This is a genomic window from Olleya marilimosa CAM030 (genome assembly GCF_000518485.1).
Classification (GTDB): Bacteria; Bacteroidota; Bacteroidia; order Flavobacteriales; family Flavobacteriaceae; genus Olleya; species Olleya marilimosa.
Genome location: NZ_JADR01000006.1, coordinates 153,190 through 173,551, shown reverse-complemented (window position 1 = coordinate 173,551; position 20,362 = coordinate 153,190). Strand labels below are relative to the sequence as shown.

Genomic DNA, 20,362 nt, shown 5'->3' with positions numbered 1-20,362 from the left:
AAATCCAATCCATGTTTGTAAGAATTGTTAAATTAAGTTTTGCTGAAGAAAATATAGCCACCTTTTTAGCTAATTTTGAAACCGTAAAATTTAAGATTAGAAACTTTAAGGGTAACCAGCTATTAGAGTTATATCAGGACAAAACCAATCCTAATGTGTTTTTTACATACAGTTATTGGGATAACGAAAGTGATTTAGAAAACTATCGCAACTCAGACCTATTTAAAGGTGTTTGGGCAAAAACTAAACCCCTTTTTAATGCTAAACCAGAAGCTTGGAGTGTAGACAAACTAGCTTCATTGAAATAAATTATAAATAACATTAATAAATAAAGCATGCTAGCCATACTTAAAAAAGAAATAAACTCATTTTTTGCTTCGCCAATAGGCTACTTAGTTATTGCTATATTTTTATTATTAAACGGTCTATTTTTATGGGTATTTAAAGGCGAATTTAATATCCTTGATAACGGATTTGCTGATCTGTCAACGTTTTTTTTATTGGCACCATGGATCTTAATATTCTTAATTCCAGCAGTAACCATGCGTAGCTTTAGTGACGAAAAAAAACAAGGCACTTTAGAGCTACTTTTAACTAAACCAATATCCACATTACAATTAGTTTTAGGCAAATATCTAGGCGCGTTTTTATTAATTATTATAGCCTTACTGCCAACGTTATTATACGTCTATACCGTTTACCAATTAGGAAACCCTTTAGGTAATTTAGATTTTGGAAGTACTTTAGGCTCCTATTTTGGTTTACTTTTTTTAGTTGCTGCCTACACTGCAATTGGTGTTTTTGCTTCAACCATATCTGACAATCAAATTGTAGCATTTATAGTTGCTGTATTTTTATGCCTATTTTTTTATATTGGTTTTGAGGGTATTGCAGACGTAATATCTAGTAACACTGTGGAGCAATTAGGTATGAATGCACACTATAAAAGTATGAGTCGTGGAGTTTTAGACACCAGAGACCTTATTTACTTTTTAAGTGTTACTATTTTATTTATTGCCTTAACCAAATTCAACATTAAAAAACAATAATATGGTAATTACTCCCATTTTAATTATATCATTTATAGTTGTTTTTATTTTAGCCTGGCTATTTATAAAAACTATTGGAGACAATAAATGGATAAGTTTATTACTAACTGTAATAGCAACACCACTACTCTATTTTTATTTATTTTATCCTATAGTTAATATTTTTTCTAGCTACCATCATCAAAAATATTTTAATGCAGAAAATTGGGCAGAATATCCAGAACTTAGGTTTGAAATGATGGATCAATTAAACAATAACAACCAACTAATTGGAAAAACTAAAGCTGAAATTAAAACAGATTTTGGCACTGCAGAATGGTATGGTTGGGATGATAGTATTAAAGCTAACTCTAAAGATCAATGGAATTACAATATGGGCTTTAAACCTGGTGCTTTTACTAAAGACCAAGAGTGTATTGAGCTTCAATTTAAAAACGATACTGTTGTTGCAGTAAAAACCTATCAACTTGAGAAAAAATTTGAATAAGTCTATCAAAAATATCGTACTTGTAGTTATTGGGTTAATAGTAATTAATGTAATAGCTAATACCTTTTATAAACGTTTTGATTTAACGACAGATCAACGCTACACTTTAAATCCTTCGGTTTTAACCATATTAGATAAAGTAGAGTCTCCTGTAATAGTTGATGTGTTTTTAGAAGGAGATGATTTTCCTTCAGAGTTTAGAAAACTACAATCAGAAACCAAACAATTGTTAGAAGAGTTAGTTGCCTACAATAACAATATTAGCTTTAACTTTATAAATCCAATTGAAGACGAAGGTACCAGAGATCAAAATATCCAGCAATTAAATGCTAGAGGATTAACACCCATGCAATTAAACGTCCAAGAAAACGGAAAAACAAGTCAAGCTGTTATTTTTCCTTGGGCTTTAGCAAGTTATAATGACCAAACGGTAAAAATTCCGTTAGTAAAAAATACACTTGGAGCAACACAACAACAATTAGTTACAAACTCTGTACAACAACTAGAATACGCGTTTGCTGATGGTATTAGTAAATTAGTAAACCCTAAACGACGTAAAATAGCAGTTTTAAAAGGAAACGGACAACTAGAAAATAGATATATAGCCGATTATATTAAAAGCATTAGAGATTATTATTTTATTGCTCCCTTTACATTAGATAGCGTCTCTAATTATGCAGAGAGTACATTAAAAAAGCTACAAGAATACGATTTAATAATTTCGGCTAAGCCAACAGAAGCGTTTACAGAAAAAGAAAAATTTGTTTTAGACCAATATACCATGAATGGTGGTAAAAGTTTATGGTTGCTAGAGCAAGTCGCAATGGACAAGGATAGTTTATATAACGATTATGGTAAAAATATTGCTATCCCTTTAGATTTAAATCTTACAGATTTTTTCTTTAAATATGGTATACGAATTAATCCACTTATAATAAGCTCCATGTACTCTGCTCCAATCACGTTAGCTTCTGGAGAAGGTAGTGATAGCCAATTTCAAAGCTACCCTTGGACCTATTCGCCTCTCGCTAAAGGAAACAGTAAGCATCCAATTGTCCACAATTTAGATTTTTTAAAATTTGATTTTGCCAATCCTATGGATACTATTAAAAGTAGTACCCAAAAAACAATATTACTCCAAACTGCGCCTTTAACTAAATTAGAAGGTACACCTCGCGAAATTAGCCTAGATATGGTTAATGACCAGTTAGATCCTAAAACTTTTAATAAAGGTCCACAAACCTTGGCTGTATTACTAGAAGGCACCTTTACCTCTGCTTATAATAACCGAGTAAAACCTGTCACTATTAACAACCCTAAAAATAGCAGTACACCAACTAAAATGGTAGTAATATCTGATGGTGATGTTATTAAAAATGAAGTAGGAAGATTAGGTGTGGAAGAACTAGGTTTTGACAAATACACAGGACAAACCTTTGGTAATAAAGAATTTTTGATAAATGTGGCTAATTATCTATTAGACGACACAGGACTTATAAACATTAGATCTAAAGAAATTGCAGTTGCCTTTTTAAATCCAGAAAAAATTACTGAAGAAAAAACAAAATGGCAACTACTAAACCTCTTATTACCATTGGTTTTATTAGGTCTTTTTGGTTTAACATTTAACTACTTGCGTATGAAAAAATATGCCAAGTAAGTGTTAATAAGTTTGTTTCTTATTTTAACACATTAGCAATATATTTGTAAGACAAATTATTAATAGTATTAATTTCCATATATAGATGAAATTTATTGTATCAAGCACATACTTACTAAAGCAATTACAAGTTTTAGGAGGTGTTATTAACAGTTCAAATACATTACCTATTTTAGATAACTTTTTATTTGAATTAAATGAATCTAAACTAACTGTATCTGCAAGCGATTTAGAAACAACTATGTCTGCTGTTTTAGATGTGGATAGTGATAACGAAGGAAGCGTAGCCATTCCTGCACGTTTACTTTTAGATACTTTAAAAACGTTTCCAGAACAGCCATTAACATTTGTTATTGAAGAAAACAATACCGTTGAAATTAGCTCAAACCATGGTAAATATGCTTTAGCTTATGCAGACGGAAACGAATTTCCTAAGGCGATTAGTTTAGAAGATCCAAGTAGCACAAAAATGCCTGGTCATATTCTAGCTACAGCCATTAACAAAACTATTTTTGCTGCAGGAAATGACGATTTAAGACCAGTTATGAGTGGTGTATTCTTTCAGTTTTCTACTGAAGGTTTAACGTTTGTTGCTACAGATGCGCATAAATTAGTAAAATACTCTAGAGAAGATGTAAAAGCCTCTCAGGTAGCCGAGTTTATTATGCCTAAAAAACCTTTAAACTTATTAAAAGGAATTTTAGGAGCAAGTGACGAGGAAATTACTATTGAATATAATGATTCTAACGCTAAGTTTACATTTGAAAACACTATATTAATCTGTCGTCTAATCGATGGTAAATATCCAAATTACGAAGCAGTAATACCAAAAGAAAATCCAAATAAATTAACCATAGACAGAACACAATTTTTAAACTCTGTGCGTCGTGTTAGTATATTTTCTAATAAAACAACACACCAAATAAGATTAAAAATTGCTGGAGCAGAATTAAATATATCTGCTGAAGATATTGACTATTCAAATAAAGCTGAAGAGCGTTTGACTTGTGACTATCAAGGTGACGACATGCAAATTGGATTTAACTCTCGTTTTTTAACAGAAATGTTAAACAACTTAGGGTCTAACGATGTGCAATTAGAATTAAGTATGCCTAACAGAGCTGGTATATTAACTCCAATAGATGATTTAGAAGTTGGAGAGCAAGTAACCATGCTTGTCATGCCTGTAATGTTAAACAGCTAATAATTAAGACATAGAATAAAAAAAAGCAACTCAAAAGAGTTGCTTTTTTTTTATTACATTAATATTATATTCCCTTTATTTTAATACTTTTACAACACAATTGCCTAAGTAACCCTCAACTTTAAAAAGCTTAGCTATTGTTTTAAATAATTAATCTACACTATGAAGTACAGTTATAAGTTATTGTTTTTATTAATATCTAGTATCACTTTATTCGCTTGTAATAATGATGATGATGCTTCTAATGCAAACAATACCAATACCAATACCAGTCCTATTATTGGTGATTGGCTTCGCGAAGATGCTACATCAACTTTTGAATATCACATTCACTTTGAAAATCAAAATTTTGGAAAAATAGTCACTATTGTAACAGCAGAGGACAATGTAATATCTAGTGCTAATCCTTTTGAATGGACCATACATAACGAAATACTAACCATAGTTGATAATGACGATATTCAGCATAACACAACCGTTGAATATACTGATGAAGGTCATCTTAAAATTGAAGGTTTTTCAGATCTAGAGTTTACTAAACAATAACTTTTTACCTCTTATAACAAAAAACGCAACCTAAGTAGGTTGCGTTTTTCTTCTTTATCTGTTTAATATAAACTAACTAATAAAATTAAAGGATAAAGGGTAATGCGGTTGTTCTCCATTACTAACCTTAATGGCATTTATTACTGGGTAAATTATTGATACTAATCCTAAAACTAACCAGCCTAATAAACCTAAACCAAAAAGTAAAATTAACGGTACACATACAATATATAAGACCACTATACTTAATTGAAAGTTAACAATGGTTTTTCCTTGTGCGTCCATTTGATATATTTTATCTTTTTGTGTTAACCAAAGGATTAACGGTAATATTAAACTACCACATCCAATAATTAACGTCACTAATTGACTTAAATGGGTTAATACTAAAAACTGTCTATCTTCTCTCATTTTGCTTATTTTTAATTAACCAAAAGGCTTATTCATCACAAAACATTTAATAAGCTCTCTTGATTTAGTTACTACTCTTTTTTATAAATCATCTAACTGACTTACACATATAAGACGAATATTAAACCAAAATGTTACAGTTTTTCAGAACTATTTAATAGAACAACTTCCCTCTTCTTTTTTTACACCTAATTTTACTAATATAGTCTCTAATAAACACCATTTTGTAAAAGCAGATTGAATCAAATTTACACCAATAAACACAGTAAACCACATCCAATTTGGATTAACATAAGTAGTTAATACGACGCTTAAAAGCACCATAAAACCAACAATTATTCTAAAATATGTATTTAACATTTTAATTCTATTTAAATTATTTATAATTCTTTTTTTCGATCATATAATATACTAATGGTACAACTAACAATGTCAATACTGTAGACACAATAGTTCCTCCCATTAATGAGATTGCCAATCCTTGAAAAATTGGATCAAACAGTATTACAAATGCACCAATAACAACCGTTCCTGCTGTTAATAATATAGGGGTTGTACGTACTGCTCCAGCCTCAATACAAGCTTCTTTAAGAGGTACACCTTCTGCTGTTCTTAAATTGATAAAGTCAATAAGTAATACCGAATTCCTTACCATTATTCCTGCTAAAGCAATCATACCAATAAACGACGTTGCTGTAAAAAACGCTCCCATAATCCAGTGTCCTAAAATAATTCCGATTAATGATAACGGAATAGCAACCATCATCACGATAGGTGCTTTAAAGTTTTGAAACCATCCTACAATTAAAATATATATTAAGATGATGGCTCCTAAAAAGGCAATACCTAAATCTCTAAATACTTCTAAAGTAATTTGCCATTCGCCATCCCATTTTACAGTATAATTATCTTCAAAATCTGGTTGTCCCAAATACATTTCGTTAAGCTCGTAGCCTTTTGGCAATGGAATCTCTTTTAACTTTTCTTCCATTCCAAGAATAGCATACGCAGGACTTTCTAAATCTCCAGCCATATCTGCCATAACATAAACCACACGTTTTTGGTTTTTACGGTAAATACTTTTTGCAGCAGTTGTTTCTGTTATTGTTACTAAATCTGCAATAGGCACCATATTCCCTTGTTTAGATTTTACTTTTAATTGCGAAATATCAGTAATTGTAGATTTCTCTTTTTCATCTAAAGCCAATATCAATCCAACTTGGTTTACAGCATCTTCATCATATAAATTAGTGATAGCTCTATTAGACAATGCCATATTCATGGTATACGCAATTTGCTGTGGCGCAACACCATATAGCATGGCTTTTTCTTTGTTTATGTTAAATTGATATTCCGTTTGGTCTGCTTCCACCATCCAATCAATATCTACCACATCATCTGTGTTTTTTAAAATTTTCTGAACGCTATTAGCAATTCTAATTTGCTCGTTATAATCAGGTCCATACACTTCTGCAACAATAGTTGACAAAACTGGAGGTCCTGGTGGAACTTCAACTAACTTCACGTTTGCATTATATTTTGCAGCTATTTTCTGAATATCTGGACGCAATAACTTAGCAATATCATGACTTTGTGCAGAGCGTTCCCCCTTATCAATTAAATTCACTTGTATATCAGCCATATTAGAACCACCACGTAAATCATAATGACGTACCAACCCATTGAATGTTATTGGTGCAGATGTACCAACGTAATTTTGATAATTAACCACTTCTGGTCGCGTAGATAAATATTGCGACACTTCTTGTGCTACAACTCCTGTTCTTTCTAGCGTTGTGCCTTCTGGCATGTCTATAACAACTTGAAATTCATTCTTATTATCAAATGGTAACATTTTTACTGCAACCGATTTTGTAAAAAACAATACCATAGTTGCCATTAAACCCATAAAAGTCAATCCTAAAAACAACCAACGCTTTCCTTTACTTTCTAACAAAGGACGTTCAAACTTGTTGTAAACCTTATAAATAAACGTGTCTTCCACTGCTTTTTCAGGTTTCTCTTCTGCGCCTTTTTTATCTTTTTCTCTTAAGAAAATATAACCTAAATAAGGTGTAATAGTTAAGGCCACAAATAAAGACAATATCATAGCAATAGACGCTCCAATTGGCATTGGTGCCATATATGGTCCCATTAATCCAGACACAAACGCCATAGGTAAAACAGATGCTATAACTGTAAATGTTGCTAAAATGGTTGGATTTCCAACTTCATTTATCGCATACAAAGCAGCTTGTTTAAAAGGCAAGCGCTTCATCTTAAAATGCCTGTGCATATTTTCGGCAATAATAATGGAGTCATCCACCACAATTCCTGTTACAAATACTAACGCGAATAAGGTAATTCGGTTTAGCGTATAATCCATCATGTAGTAACTCAATAAGGTCAAAGCAAACGTAATTGGAACCGATAAAAACACGACCAATCCACCACGCCAACCCATTGCTAGCATCACTACAAGTGTTACTGCAAAGATAGACCCAATAAGGTGCCACAGCAATTCCGATACTTTATGCGACGCTGTTTCACCATAATTTCTAGTAACTTCCACATGTACATCATCCGGAATTAAAGTGCTACGTAAATGATCTACTTTATCAATAATCACATCAGCAATTTTCATGGCATCAGCACCTTTACGTTTCGCTACCGAAATAGTGACTGCAGGATATTCCGACTTATAATCAGCCGATTTTATACTTCCTTTTCCGTAACCTAAACTCACATAATTTTGCGGTACTTCTGGTCCATCAATAATTGTAGCGACTTGCTTTAAATAAATAGGCTGGTTTTGTTGCACGCCAACTACTAAGTTTTCAACATCAGTAACCGAAGCTAAAAAAGCACCTGTATTTACTAAAAACTCAGTATCATTCTTATCAAAACTTCCAGCACTTAATTGGCTATTATTGGCTTTAATCATTTCCGAAACTGACAACAAATCTAAACCACTTGCAGCCAATTTATCTTTATCTAAAACCACTCGTAATTGACGGTCTCTACCACCAATTTTATGCGTAATAGCTACATCATTTATCTTCTTAATTTCAGCTTCCAACTCTTGAGCCATTTGGTTTAACTGGTAATCGTCATAATTTTCACTCCACAACGTTAAACCTAACATTGGCACATCGTCAATCGCACGTGTTTTCACTAATGGAAACGTAACACCAGGTGGCATTTGGTCCATATGCTTATTAATTTCGTTGTATAATTTCACAAAAGAACGCTCAATATCTTCGCCAACATAAAACTGTACGATGACCATTCCTTGCTCTTTCATCGACGTAGAATACACGTATTCCACACCTTTAATATTCGAAATTAATTGCTCTAAAGGCTTAATCACACGCGACTCCACTTCCGTAGGACTTGCTCCAGGATAACCCACAAAAATATCTGCCATAGGCACATCAATTTGCGGTTCTTCTTCACGCGGAATTAAAAACGAACTGTACACACCAACCACCATAAATACAATCATTAAAAGCACTGTAAGCTTAGACTGCATAAAGACTTTGGCAATTTTACCTGCAATTCCTTCTTTCATTTGAATTTTTATTTTGGGCGTTTTAACAGGCTATCCGTTACAATCTTTTTACTTGTTCTCGGTACAAATTTGCTTAGGCAAATTCACTCGAACTGACGTAAAAAGGATTTCCTCTTCTATCCTTAACGCAACTTATTAGTTATTGAATTGTAATTTTCGCGCCATTAAACAGTTTACCTTCAGCTGAAACAATGTATGCTTCGTCTGCATTTAAACCAGATAACACTTCCACTTGATCTCCAAAAGTTCTACCTAATCGCAACCAACGTAATAATGCTGTATTGCTTTGGCTTACTGTATAAACACCAGATAATTGTCCGTTTGTTACAATCGCTTCATTTGGTATTAAAACCATAGATGACGTTGCTTTTCTTTCCACAGGAAATTGAACCGTTGTAAACATGCCTGATAAAATATTCGCTTCCGTTTTATCTAAATCTATTTTTACTAAATATTGTCCACCTGTATTTTTGGCAGAAGTGCTCACTTCTTTTACTTTTCCTTTTATGGTTTTGTTAATCGATTTCACCAAAACATCAACAGTAGAACCTTTTTTAATCGCAGAAATTTCTGTTTCAGGTACCATTGCCATCACTTCAAAATTTCCAGGTGTTTCTAAACTTATTAATGGAACACCAGGATTTGCCATATTACCAGTTTCTACATTTTTACTAGTTACTGTTCCGCTAAAAGGTGCAGTAATATTACTATAAGCAAACTGAGCGTTGATTTCGTTTTTCATTTGATTAGCAGCTTCAACTCTAGCTTTTGCCATTTCGTAATTTGCAGTCATGTCATCCATCTCTTTTTGAGACGCACTATTGTCTGCAAATAAATTTTTAAAACGGTTATAATCTTTTTGCGCATTACTTAAAGCTACATTTGCTTCTGTAATTCCCGCATTTACTTGCGCTCTTTTAGCTTGTAAATCGCTATTATTAATAGAAACTAATAATTGTCCTTTACGCACTTTGTCTCCAACGTTTACATAAACTTTATTAACGTAACCCATCATTCTAGTACTTAAATCTGCACTATTAGTGGCTTGAATTTTTCCGCTTACAGATAAAAAAGGACTATTCCCATTTGCTGCTACTTGACTTGTTTTTACGCTAATTGCTGGCGAATTATCTACAACTGGTTTTTTGTCTTCGCTACCACAACTTGCTATTAATAGCGATACAGAAAGTGTTAGGATTGTATATATGTTTTTCATCTTAAAAATTATTCTTTAGTTAAAAATTGTAAGTATGCTTGTGTGTAATTGTATTCAAAAATGGTTTGGTAGTATTCCAATTGCTTTTGTGCATATTGTGTTTCGGCAATTAGTAAATCGGATGTTTTTTCTAAACCTTCTTTAAATCTGTTGGTTCTAATTCTTAAAGACTCTTCAGATTGTTGTAATGCTAAAGTTGTTAATTTCAACTTATTGTCAGCATCTAAAAACGCACGTTTTGCTTTATTTAATTCTAAATTACTTTGCGATACGTATTGTTTGTATTCTAGCTTCGATTTTTCAAATTCGGCTTTACTCTTTTGTACTTTTCCAAAACGTTTTGAGCCTTGAAATAAATCCCAACTTAATTGCGCTCCAAATAAGTAGCCATTTGCATCACCTTGAAAAATTTTATCGTCATACAACTCGTAACTTCCAAACGCGTTTAAACGTGGTAAAAACGCCATTTTATCCGCTTTATTCATAGCTTCATAAGCATTTGATGCTAATTGCATGGCTTTAATGTCTGAACGATTTTCTGACACCATTTTATCTTCTAATGAAAACGTTGCAATGGTTAATTCATCGGTTGGAGTATATACCACATAAGTGTCATCATTCATTAAAAAAGACAAATAATTAGAGGCATTTTGCACATTACTTTTAGCCGTTTGTAATTGATTCTGAACTTCAGTTACTCGCACTTCCACATTCAATACGTCTGCACGTTGTAAATAGCCTTGTTTAAAACTATCGTCTGCCAATTTTTTATTAGCATTTGCAGCTTCTAATGCTTTTTCTAAAACAGCTACTGCTTTATAGGCTAATTGTAATTGCATGTAAGCTTTATCGACTTCAAACACTAAATAATCTTGTGTACGCTCTGTTTTTAAAGACATGGCTTCCATTTTAGACTTGGCTGCTTTACGTTGGTAAATACCATCTAAGTTTATTAATGGTTGCTGAATTTCTAGCTTGGTTGCATAGTTTTCAATCTGAGAAGGATCGTTTAATAACGCAGGATTAAAATCGTTTTGCGTTAAAATCTCCTGATTTAATTTAGAACCAAAAGCCATTAACGGATTGGTAGTTGCTATTCCTGTATGACTTGCTGTAATATTAGGCAGAAATACTGCATTTGTTTGTCTGTAATCTGCTCTTGCAGCATTAAATTCTTCTTCAGAAATTTTAATACTTGTGTTATTTTCAGACACTTTAGACAAAACATCAGACTTTGCAATAGGTACAACGTCTTGTGCTTTAACAGTTATGCTGAAAACAAAAACCAATAGAGGTATATAAATGTGTTTTTTCATCAATTATTAATTTACAGTACAAATGTACGTTAGATAAACACCGAAGTCAGTAACAAAAGTTACCAAGTAGCATGATAAGTTAAAGATAAAGTATTGTTGTAAATTTAACGCTAACACTTACTTTTGTAAACTATATGGATTCATTAACACAAATAGTATTAGGAGCAGCTGTTGGAGAAGTTGTTTTAGGCAAAAAAGTTGGTAATAAAGCGATGCTTTATGGAGCTATAGCTGGAACTATTCCTGATTTTGATGTGTTTGCTTCGTACTTTACAGATACTGTTTCTGCACTTGCTACACATCGTGGATTTACACATTCTATTGTGTTTTCGGTATTATTTGCTCCCATATTTGGATGGTTGGTATCGCGTTATGACACCTACAAAAATTTTAAGGATTGGTCGTGGTTATTCTTTTGGTCGTTTGTGACGCATCCTATTTTAGATGCACATACTACTTGGGGAACGCAATTGTTTTGGCCTTTTGATTTACGATTAGCTTTTAAAAACATATTTGTAATTGATCCATTGTACACAATCCCTTTTTTGGTGTTTTTAATTTTGGCAATGCGACAAAAACGTACTTCTACAAAACGTGGTTTTTACAATACAATGGGATTACTAATAAGTACCTCTTATTTGGCATTAACCTTAGTTTTAAAATGGATTTCCTATACTAAATTTGAAGCTGCTTTAGAAACACAAAACATAGCGTATTTAGATATTGACACTAGACCTTCGCCTTTAAATACCATACTTTGGAGTGCTAATGTGCAAACTGAAGAAGCTTATTTACTTGGTAATTATTCATTTTTTGATAGCCAACCCATTACTTTTGAAAGCTATCCCAAAAACCATGAGTTGTTAGGACATTTGATTGAAGATGAAAGCGTAAAACGTATGATTGCAATTACCGAAGGTTGGTACACAATTACAAAACAGAATGACTCATTATATTTTAACGATTTAAGATTTGGATTACTAAGTCTAACACCTAAATCTGAAAATTTCGTGTTTAAATATAGGTTAGATATTGATGCTTCAGGTAAAGTTACTTTTAATGAAGCACCTAAAGATAGTCGTGATGGTAAAAAGCTGTTAACCGAATTATGGCAACGTATAAAAGGAAATTAATACGCTAGATACAATAGAAAAAGACACTTATAATTGCTTATAAATGCCTTTTTCACAACCAATCAAAAAACTGATAACCACATCAGTTAACTTTTCTTGTGCCTCCATGTCCTCCAGCTACAACAATCATTATTTTTATACTTAAATAAATGAATTTGAAAAACTGAATGATAGGATTCATCATTTTAAATCTTTGATATTTTGATATTCTTTGTGTCATACTATTTATATTTTTAATTAGGAATCAACTTGTTTTAGTTTGATTTCTATTCTGGAATCAACCACCAAAATGGTCGCATTTTTGCTTTATAAATAAATGCGTAATGTAAAGCCAATTTTAACCAATGACCTGCTAAACCTATTTCTCCGAAGGTTTTCCCTAATTGTCTACCTTGTGTTTTAGGATATTTTTCGTAATCTGGAACAATGGGATAGGTTGTTATACTAACACCACTGCCTTGTGTCATTCCATATCCAGCAGAAGCAATACAAGCTGCTCCCATATTACCTAAACTTCCCTTATGGTTTAAAGACTCTTTTCCGGATATTATAGAATCTATAATATTATCTGCAACCAATTTTGCGGTAATACCAGATGGCATTCCTGTACGTGGTGGAGCTGGTGAAATAACTGTTCCGTTTTTACTTGTTCTTGGTTTAGAAATGGCATGTGGTGGCGCAAATGCAATTCCTGGTGCGAAAATGTTTTTATAACTCGGATTTTGATACGTTTCTGGCCAATCTTTTACAGACCATTTTTCGTATGGTTTTGGTGTATAATCAGCATCTACAATCATAAACCCTTTAAAGAGTTTTTCTGTGATGTCATTTTCATTTTTATCATAAGCTTTAAAACCATGACCAGAAAACGAAGGAATTAACATTGCAAAATCATAGGTTTCAGATTTAAATTCTCCTTCTAGTGTTTCGTAATGCGCTACGCCATCTTCAATTTTATTAACACCAGCTCCAAGAATCCATTTAATGTCTCTGTCTTCAAAAATCATTTCAACCATTTCATGAGATTTCATCGTCATGCTTCCATAGCTTAACAACATACCATCCATACCAAAATCGCCTAATTGATATTCGTTAGAAATCCAAGTCACTTCAGCCATATCTCGTACTTTATGTTTACGCAATTCTTGTTCTACATTTAAAATATATTCAAAAGCAGCTCCTTGACAAGTTGATTTGGCGTGACCTGTACCTATTAGAATTTTCATTTTTTTACCAGCTTTCATTTGCTGAATGACTTCATTTAAAGCTTCCCAAGCATGGTCTGCATGTGTATATGTACAAACAGAATAGATTTTATTTTGTCCAGGAATTAAGCCTTCTGTAGCTTCAAAATTTAATTTTGGACCTGTGGCATTAATTAAATAATCGTATGTTATTTTTTCCTGTTGACCTTTACTAGCTCCTGTGACATACTCTGCTAAAACATAAGGTTTTTCTTCTGTTTTATCGCCTTCAGGAAAAAACGAAATTGCTTTGGCTTGTTTGTATCCAATACCTTTCTTTTTATACAAAGGCGCTAATGGGAATAGGATTTTATTTGATTTCATTCTACCAATTCCAACCCAAATATTAGACGGAATCCATTGGTAATTACTGTTAGGAGACACTACGACTACTTCATGGTCTTTGGATAGTTTTCTACGTAAATGTGAAGCTGCTACATGACCAGAAATTCCAGCTCCTAAAATGACTATTTTAGACATAAACTGTTAATTTTTAATAAAGATATTACATCTCTAAAATCTGTACAGCTACTTATGTTACATAACTAATAACTAGTATCATCCAACTTGACTTTACCATGAAATGTTTTATATAAAAACAAGAAATAACCTGCTAATAATGGTGCTCCAATAGCAACAATGGTTAACATTATGCCTAAGGATTTTTGAGATGAAGCTGCATTATATATAGTTACACTGTATTTAGGATCTATGGTAGAAGGTAATAATACTGGATATAACTGAAAAGCAACCAACATTAATAAAAAAGCCATTGTTAAAGATGAAAAAACTAAAGCATTAGCGTATTTTTTCTTAGACACTAATCTAGGCACATTAGCAACTGCTAAAAAGGCTAAAATAGGTAGTACAAAAAATACAGGATTTTCTTTAAATTTATCTGTAACTCCGTGTAAAAAAGTCAAAGTATATAAGGATGTTACTGCAAAACTTATAATAAAGAAAATCATTCCTTTTTTAAGTAAAAAAGTTAATCTAGCATGTAAGCGACCTTCAGTTTTTAGCAATAAAAAAATAGCTCCTTGTGTCATAAAAATAGACAATGTTGTAAACCCAACCATAATAGCATAAGGACTTAAAAAGGAGAAAAAAATACCACCTTGATAGGTCAGATTTTCTCCTAACTCAAAACCTTGTAAAACATTTCCTAAAACGACACCTAATAAAAAAGCTATTAGCGTATTAGAAATAAAGTAAATAATATCCCATGTTTTTCGCCACCAAGTCATTTCTTCAGCACTTCTAAATTTTATAGCAGCAGATCTTAATACTAAAAGCATTAAAAACAACATGAAAGGAATATACATGGCGGACAACATCGTAGCATACATAACCGGAAAACCAGCAAATAATGCGCCTCCACCAATAATTAACCAGACTTGATTTGCATCCCATAATGGACCAATTGCATTAATTGCAATACGACGACTTAAGTCTTTTTTTAAAAATAAATGCCATGCTCCTGCGCCATAATCAAAGCCTTCTAAGATGGCGTAACCAGAAAATAATAAACCCACAACTAAATACCAAAGTGTTGGATAATCTATACCTAATATTGTTTCCATAATTTTGTATTAAACGTATTTTAAAAATTCATCTGGGTTTTTAGCTTCATCATAAGGACCATGCTTTATCTTTTTATTTACAGAATAAAGGAATAATAAAAACAATATAGTATAGACTACTAAAAATAAAATTAAAGAGAATAAAATTTGATTAGAAGACACTTCTTGCGAAAATCCTTCGTTTGTTCTTAAATGTCCATACACAATCCATGGTTGACGTCCCATCTCTGCAGCAAACCATCCGACTTGATTTGCTATTTGTGGCAGTAAGACTGAAAATGCAAAGATTTTTAACAACCATCGTTTTTTAAATAAAGTTCCTTTCCACCATAAAAACGAAGCATACAATGTTAATCCAATTAAAAACATACCAATAGAAATCATAATATGATAAAATTGAAATACTGCATTAACTTGACCTGGTCTATCCGCTTCTGGAAAAGCGTTTAATCCTGTGATAGGCGCTTCAAAATCTTGATGCACTAAAAACGATAATCCTCCTGGTATACCAATACCTGTAACCTCTTGAGTTTTATCATTAACCCAACCAAACAAGTATAAATCAGCAGGTGCAGATTTGTCATAATGTCCTTCCATAGCTGCTAATTTTGCAGGCTGATTTACAGCTACACCATCTGCCGAACTATGTCCTGAAAGTAACTGAGTTAATGATACAATAGTTGCTAATCCTAATGCAATTTTAAATGCTTTTTTTGAAATTTCAACATATCGACCTTTAAGTAGATAATAAGCATGCACACTTAATACTAAAAAGGCACCAGCCAAAAAGGCACCTTGCCAAACATGAATTATTCTATCTACACTAGATGGATTAAAAACCATTGCCCAAAAATCTGTCACTTCTGCTCTAGCATTAAATCCCTCTCCTACAATATGATACCCAGCAGGAGTTTGTTGCCAACTATTAGCCACAACAATCCAAACTGCCGAAAACATAGAACCAAGAAAAACACCAATTGTAGAGATAAAATGTACTTTAGGTGACACACGATTCCATCCAAAAATTAATACTCCTAAAAAAGCACTTTCTAATCCAAATGCAAATAAGCCTTCTGCTGCTAAAGCACTACCAAAAATATCACCAACATATCTTGAATATACTGCCCAATTGGTACCAAACTCAAACTCCATAATAATACCAGTAGCTACACCAATACCAAAAGTTATGGCAAATATTTTTAACCAAAAACGTGTTAGTACTTCATAATATTTATTTCCTGTTTTAAGATATAACCCTTCCATAATAACCATTATTAGACCTATACCAATACTTAAAGGTGGATAGATATAATGAAAGGCAATAGTGAAGGCAAATTGAATTCTGGCTAAAATTTCGGTATCCATAGCTTGTTTATTTTAATACAAAAATACGACGCAACGCTTAAACGCTTTGTAACTTTTATTACAAAAAAAACCTCAAAAAGAGGCTTTTAAAAATTAATATTCATTTTATATTTTTAAGCTATAATTGTTTTAACATCATCGCTAAGATCATACACAGGAACTCTTTTAATTATATTTGAAATAATACTACTTCCTGCTGCACTTCTGTAACCTCCTGCGCAATGCACCACAATAGGTTTATCCGTAGGAATTTGACTTTGAGAAGCTCTTAACTGATGTAAAGGAATTGAAATCGCAGTTTCAAAAATCTTACCTTCTGCTACCTCGCTTGCATTACGGATATCAATAATAGTATATTGATTTGGGTGTTTTTTAAAATCTTCAATATCTAATACTTTAAATGTTTCAAAGGTATTGGCACCTAACGTAATAATCGATTTGATTTGCTTTTCATAACCTATTTTAGCAATACGACTAAGCATTGTTTTTCTGTCGTTAATTGAGTTAATTACTAAATGAAACGCTTCATTAGGAGCAACGATAGAACCTAACCAAGTTTCTACTTTATCATCTTCCGTTTCTGCAATAATATTAACACTTCCTTTTAGGTGATTCTCTTTAAATTGTGATGCGCTTCTAAAATCAATAATCAGACTGTCATCATTAATAAAATTGGTTATCCCAAATGAAAAAGGTATGCCACAAAATGTAGATTCAAAATTATCTGCACCTGTTTTATTTATATCAACATTAAATCCAAAATAGGAAGGTATAAAAGGCTGATCATTTAAAATATGCTTTACAAATTGATCTTCAGTTAAATCTTTAAATGCCCAATTTTCAGTACGTTCTCTTCCTAAAGTGCTTGATGCATCTGTACTCATGTTTTTACCACATAACGATCCTGCACCATGCGCTGGATAAACAGTTGTTGTGTCTGGTAAATGATTAAATTTATGACGCATAGTATGATACATACTTTTAGCTAACTCCTCTCTTTTAGCTTTCATGTTACCTGCTTTTTCACGCAAATCTGGTCTTCCAACATCACCAATAAATAAGGTGTCTCCAGAAAACATCGCATAATTATTATCTGCATCATTAGCAATAATTGTAATACTATCTGGCGAGTGACCTGGCGAATTAATAGCCGAAAAAGTAACCGCTCCTAAATTAAGAGTATCTCCATCATCAAATGTTTGATGCGGATAATTAGCGCCAACCAATTTACTTACATAAATTTTTGCTCCAGTTTCCTTATGAATTTGCAAATGACTACTCACAAAATCGGCATGTGGATGCGTTTCAAAAACAGCAATAATTTTAGCATTATGTTTTTCTGCTAAATCGTAATACAGTTTTACATCTCTTGATGGATCTACAAGCGCCATTTTACCATCACTAATTATTGCATAAGAATAATGCGCTAATGGCTTATCTTGAAATTGTTTAATAATCATGATATTTTTATTTAGATATTAAAATACAAAAAAGAGCCTTAATAAAAGGCTCTTTTTAAATGTATTAGCTTACTTTTTTAAGATTGAATCCAATACTAAATCCTTATCTAATTTTTTAGTACAGAAAAACCAATCTTTACAGTCTAAATCTTCAGTAGAGGTCATACGCTCTTCTGCAACACCACAAGATCCAGCAGGAGAAACAATTACATCGTCACCAGGATTCCAATCTGCTGGAGTAGCTACATTAAATTTGTCTGAAGTTTGCATTGCAATTAAGGCTCTATATAACTCATCAAAATTACGTCCTAAACTTAAAGGATAGTAAATAATAGCTCTAACGGTTTCGTTTGGATCTACAAAAAAGACCGCTCTAACCGCTTGCGTTTTACTTTCTCCTGGTTGAATCATACCATATTTTTTGGCTACTTCCATGGATATGTCTTCGATTAAAGGAAATTTAACTTCAATGTTTTTCATTCCGTTAAATTCAATTTTGTCTTTAATAGTTCTTAACCATGCAATATGACTATATAAACCATCAATTGACAAACCGATAAGGCTACAGTTAGCTTTTTCAAACTTTTCTTCTAAATGCGCGAATGTCATAAACTCAGACGTACAAACAGGCGTAAAATCTGCAGGATGACTGAATAATATTGACCATTTCCCTTTATAATCTGAAGGGTAATTGATATCTCCTTGTGTTGTTACAGCTTTAAATTCTGGTGCTTTATCACCAATTCTTGGCATTGCAAATGTGTCTTGTGGTGTTGTTTCTAGTGTATTCATATTATATAATATTTTAAATTATTTATAGTATAAAATTACTTTACAAGGCTGTGGCTACATGTAACATTTGTGACTTAAACGATACCTATTCCCTATCCTGTTATAAGTGTTAACAATCGCTGTAACAAAAACTTTTTGCATAAAAAAAAGCGCATAATATGCGCTTTATTAATTTTATGTGTACTGTTTTAAATTATCTTTCTTTAGGCTCTTCTTTATCTCTATCACTACTTGTCATTGAGCTTACTAATAAACCTATAAGTCCTAAGCAAACAATTGCGAATATAGCAATCATAATTACTCCGTTGTTCCAATTATATAATGCAATGTTTTGAGGTATCATAGTGTAAAATTGTATCGTTATTTAATACTGTAAAATTACTACTGTACTTTCATAATTAATATGACATATATCAGTTTTGCGACACCTTTTTTAGACCTTTATTTTTTCTGAATAACAAAAAACAATTCTTTTCCCGCTCTTGGCTTTATGGAGTTATAAGAGGCATCCATTATCTTTATATCAAAATAAGGGTTAAAATAGCCTAAATACTCTTTTTTACTACCTCCAAAAGGTGGATGAGTTGTATTTAAAGTCGCATCAAATAATAAGCCTGCAACTTTACCATTTACATTTAAAATGTCTGAAGCTTTTTTAGCATAATCGGCTCTTAGGCTAGGATTAATTGCACAAAAAAAAGTTTGCTCTATAATTAGATCAAACGTCATATTTAAATCAAAAAAATTATTTAAAATTAAATTTGATGATGGAAAATCAGGTACTCTAGCTATTAAGTTATCTAAAGCTGTTTGAGATAAATCAACAACATATACGTTTTTAAACCCTTTATTAAAAAGATATTCTGCCTCATAACTATTACCACCACCAGGAATTAAAATTTTTAAATCCAAATTGGTTAACTGATCAAAATAGGCTTTTAATGGCGGAGAAATAGTACCTAAATCCCAACCAATATCATTGGTTTGATATCTATTATCCCAAAAATCCGCACTTAAATCCATTAGTATGTTGCAGTAATAACATCAATTAATTCGTTTTTTTGTAGTACACCTGATTGTCTCCAAACTTGTTTTCCGTTTTTGAATAACAATAACGTTGGCACACCTCTAACTTGATATTTAGATGCTAATTCTTGATTTTTATCTACATCAATTTTTATAATAGACACACGGTCTTTTAAGTTGTCTTTTACATCCTTTAAAATCGGACTCATAGTTTTACAAGGTCCACACCACTCTGCAAAAAAATCTACTAATACAGGTTGGTCTTGATTAATTATTTCTGAAAATTTACTCATTTTTTG

Annotated in this window: 20 protein-coding genes; 7 read left to right on the top strand and 13 right to left on the bottom strand. The window is 32.2% G+C overall.

Annotated features, from left to right (window positions below; genetic code table 11):
- The first annotated feature begins 11 nt into the window (after positions 1 to 11).
- The 6 genes from M890_RS0108175 to M890_RS0108150 all read left to right on the top strand — a co-directional run bounded on the left by M890_RS0108175 (position 12) and on the right by M890_RS0108150 (position 4,946).
- Positions 12 to 308, top strand: coding sequence for a putative quinol monooxygenase (locus M890_RS0108175; RefSeq protein WP_028283064.1), 297 nt, complete (start codon positions 12 to 14; stop codon positions 306 to 308).
- Positions 309 to 335: 27 nt separating this feature from the next.
- Positions 336 to 1,049 (top strand): gliding motility-associated ABC transporter permease subunit GldF, encoded by a 714-nt coding sequence (gldF, locus tag M890_RS0108170; protein ID WP_028283063.1) that lies wholly within the window; start codon positions 336 to 338, stop codon positions 1,047 to 1,049.
- A 1-nt stretch (position 1,050) separates the two neighbouring features.
- Positions 1,051 to 1,536: a DUF2062 domain-containing protein gene (locus tag M890_RS0108165; RefSeq protein WP_028283062.1), complete on the top strand. Its 486-nt coding sequence runs from the start codon at positions 1,051 to 1,053 to the stop codon at positions 1,534 to 1,536.
- Positions 1,517 to 3,196: a gliding motility-associated ABC transporter substrate-binding protein GldG gene (gene gldG / locus M890_RS0108160; RefSeq protein WP_084553617.1), complete on the top strand. Its 1,680-nt coding sequence runs from the start codon at positions 1,517 to 1,519 to the stop codon at positions 3,194 to 3,196. Before M890_RS0108165 ends, gldG begins: the two co-directional genes overlap by 20 nt.
- 85 nt (positions 3,197 to 3,281) lie before the next feature.
- Entirely contained in the window at positions 3,282 to 4,400 is a 1,119-nt protein-coding gene (gene dnaN, locus M890_RS0108155) for a DNA polymerase III subunit beta (protein ID WP_028283060.1), read from the top strand.
- A gap of 162 nt (positions 4,401 to 4,562) precedes the next feature.
- A complete protein-coding gene (locus M890_RS0108150; RefSeq protein ID WP_028283059.1) occupies positions 4,563 to 4,946 on the top strand; it encodes a hypothetical protein in 384 nt (127 codons plus the stop codon).
- 72 nt (positions 4,947 to 5,018) lie between these two features.
- On the opposite strand, the gene M890_RS0108145 is transcribed toward M890_RS0108150, so the two are convergent.
- From M890_RS0108145 to M890_RS0108125, 5 genes are all read right to left on the bottom strand, one after another.
- Positions 5,019 to 5,357: a DUF4870 domain-containing protein gene (locus tag M890_RS0108145; protein ID WP_028283058.1), complete on the bottom strand. Its 339-nt coding sequence runs from the start codon at positions 5,355 to 5,357 to the stop codon at positions 5,019 to 5,021.
- A gap of 150 nt (positions 5,358 to 5,507) precedes the next feature.
- A complete protein-coding gene (locus M890_RS0108140; protein WP_028283057.1) occupies positions 5,508 to 5,717 on the bottom strand; it encodes a YgaP family membrane protein in 210 nt (69 codons plus the stop codon).
- A 16-nt stretch (positions 5,718 to 5,733) separates the two neighbouring features.
- Entirely contained in the window at positions 5,734 to 8,928 is a 3,195-nt protein-coding gene (locus M890_RS0108135; protein ID WP_028283056.1) for an efflux RND transporter permease subunit, read from the bottom strand.
- Between the two features lie 139 nt (positions 8,929 to 9,067).
- Positions 9,068 to 10,144 (bottom strand): efflux RND transporter periplasmic adaptor subunit, encoded by a 1,077-nt coding sequence (locus M890_RS0108130; protein ID WP_028283055.1) that lies wholly within the window; start codon positions 10,142 to 10,144, stop codon positions 9,068 to 9,070.
- Between the two features lie 8 nt (positions 10,145 to 10,152).
- Entirely contained in the window at positions 10,153 to 11,460 is a 1,308-nt protein-coding gene (locus M890_RS0108125; RefSeq protein ID WP_028283054.1) for a TolC family protein, read from the bottom strand.
- Positions 11,461 to 11,594: 134 nt separating this feature from the next.
- On the opposite strand from M890_RS0108125, the gene M890_RS0108120 reads away from it, so the two are divergent.
- Positions 11,595 to 12,593 (top strand): metal-dependent hydrolase, encoded by a 999-nt coding sequence (locus tag M890_RS0108120; protein ID WP_028283053.1) that lies wholly within the window; start codon positions 11,595 to 11,597, stop codon positions 12,591 to 12,593.
- A 266-nt stretch (positions 12,594 to 12,859) separates the two neighbouring features.
- Here M890_RS0108120 and M890_RS0108110 read toward each other — a convergent pair whose 3' ends face one another.
- The 8 genes from M890_RS0108110 to trxA all read right to left on the bottom strand — a co-directional run bounded on the left by M890_RS0108110 (position 12,860) and on the right by trxA (position 20,356).
- Positions 12,860 to 14,317 carry an NAD(P)/FAD-dependent oxidoreductase gene (locus M890_RS0108110; RefSeq protein ID WP_028283052.1) on the bottom strand — a complete coding sequence of 486 codons (1,458 nt, stop codon included), beginning with the start codon at positions 14,315 to 14,317 and terminating at the stop codon, positions 12,860 to 12,862.
- A gap of 65 nt (positions 14,318 to 14,382) precedes the next feature.
- Positions 14,383 to 15,420, bottom strand: coding sequence for a cytochrome d ubiquinol oxidase subunit II (gene cydB, locus M890_RS0108105; RefSeq protein WP_028283051.1), 1,038 nt, complete (start codon positions 15,418 to 15,420; stop codon positions 14,383 to 14,385).
- 9 nt (positions 15,421 to 15,429) lie between these two features.
- Positions 15,430 to 16,785: a cytochrome ubiquinol oxidase subunit I gene (locus M890_RS0108100; RefSeq protein WP_028283050.1), complete on the bottom strand. Its 1,356-nt coding sequence runs from the start codon at positions 16,783 to 16,785 to the stop codon at positions 15,430 to 15,432.
- A 113-nt stretch (positions 16,786 to 16,898) separates the two neighbouring features.
- Positions 16,899 to 18,245 (bottom strand): MBL fold metallo-hydrolase, encoded by a 1,347-nt coding sequence (locus tag M890_RS0108095; protein WP_028283049.1) that lies wholly within the window; start codon positions 18,243 to 18,245, stop codon positions 16,899 to 16,901.
- Positions 18,246 to 18,314: 69 nt separating this feature from the next.
- Positions 18,315 to 19,037 (bottom strand): peroxiredoxin, encoded by a 723-nt coding sequence (locus M890_RS0108090; RefSeq protein ID WP_028283048.1) that lies wholly within the window; start codon positions 19,035 to 19,037, stop codon positions 18,315 to 18,317.
- Between the two features lie 193 nt (positions 19,038 to 19,230).
- Positions 19,231 to 19,380: a hypothetical protein gene (locus M890_RS16855; protein ID WP_191099807.1), complete on the bottom strand. Its 150-nt coding sequence runs from the start codon at positions 19,378 to 19,380 to the stop codon at positions 19,231 to 19,233.
- A gap of 98 nt (positions 19,381 to 19,478) precedes the next feature.
- On the bottom strand, positions 19,479 to 20,060 hold the full coding sequence (locus tag M890_RS0108080; protein WP_028283047.1) for a class I SAM-dependent methyltransferase: 582 nt from the start codon (positions 20,058 to 20,060) through the stop codon (positions 19,479 to 19,481).
- Positions 20,060 to 20,356 carry a thioredoxin gene (trxA, locus tag M890_RS0108075; protein WP_028283046.1) on the bottom strand — a complete coding sequence of 99 codons (297 nt, stop codon included), beginning with the start codon at positions 20,354 to 20,356 and terminating at the stop codon, positions 20,060 to 20,062. The genes M890_RS0108080 and trxA overlap by 1 nt, the downstream gene beginning before the upstream one ends.
- Positions 20,357 to 20,362 lie beyond the last annotated feature (6 nt).

Coding starts and splice junctions, on each gene's coding strand:
- M890_RS0108175 (WP_028283064.1), top strand. CDS start 12: ATGTTTGTAAGAATTGTTAAATTAAGTTTTGCTGAAGAAAATATAGCC.
- gldF (WP_028283063.1), top strand. CDS start 336: ATGCTAGCCATACTTAAAAAAGAAATAAACTCATTTTTTGCTTCGCCA.
- M890_RS0108165 (WP_028283062.1), top strand. CDS start 1,051: ATGGTAATTACTCCCATTTTAATTATATCATTTATAGTTGTTTTTATT.
- dnaN (WP_028283060.1), top strand. CDS start 3,282: ATGAAATTTATTGTATCAAGCACATACTTACTAAAGCAATTACAAGTT.
- M890_RS0108150 (WP_028283059.1), top strand. CDS start 4,563: ATGAAGTACAGTTATAAGTTATTGTTTTTATTAATATCTAGTATCACT.
- M890_RS0108145 (WP_028283058.1), bottom strand. CDS start 5,357: ATGAGAGAAGATAGACAGTTTTTAGTATTAACCCATTTAAGTCAATTA.
- M890_RS0108140 (WP_028283057.1), bottom strand. CDS start 5,717: ATGTTAAATACATATTTTAGAATAATTGTTGGTTTTATGGTGCTTTTA.
- M890_RS0108135 (WP_028283056.1), bottom strand. CDS start 8,928: ATGAAAGAAGGAATTGCAGGTAAAATTGCCAAAGTCTTTATGCAGTCT.
- M890_RS0108130 (WP_028283055.1), bottom strand. CDS start 10,144: ATGAAAAACATATATACAATCCTAACACTTTCTGTATCGCTATTAATA.
- M890_RS0108125 (WP_028283054.1), bottom strand. CDS start 11,460: ATGAAAAAACACATTTATATACCTCTATTGGTTTTTGTTTTCAGCATA.
- M890_RS0108120 (WP_028283053.1), top strand. CDS start 11,595: ATGGATTCATTAACACAAATAGTATTAGGAGCAGCTGTTGGAGAAGTT.
- M890_RS0108110 (WP_028283052.1), bottom strand. CDS start 14,317: ATGTCTAAAATAGTCATTTTAGGAGCTGGAATTTCTGGTCATGTAGCA.
- cydB (WP_028283051.1), bottom strand. CDS start 15,420: ATGGAAACAATATTAGGTATAGATTATCCAACACTTTGGTATTTAGTT.
- M890_RS0108100 (WP_028283050.1), bottom strand. CDS start 16,785: ATGGATACCGAAATTTTAGCCAGAATTCAATTTGCCTTCACTATTGCC.
- M890_RS0108095 (WP_028283049.1), bottom strand. CDS start 18,245: ATGATTATTAAACAATTTCAAGATAAGCCATTAGCGCATTATTCTTAT.
- M890_RS0108090 (WP_028283048.1), bottom strand. CDS start 19,037: ATGAATACACTAGAAACAACACCACAAGACACATTTGCAATGCCAAGA.
- M890_RS16855 (WP_191099807.1), bottom strand. CDS start 19,380: ATGATACCTCAAAACATTGCATTATATAATTGGAACAACGGAGTAATT.
- M890_RS0108080 (WP_028283047.1), bottom strand. CDS start 20,060: ATGGATTTAAGTGCGGATTTTTGGGATAATAGATATCAAACCAATGAT.
- trxA (WP_028283046.1), bottom strand. CDS start 20,356: ATGAGTAAATTTTCAGAAATAATTAATCAAGACCAACCTGTATTAGTA.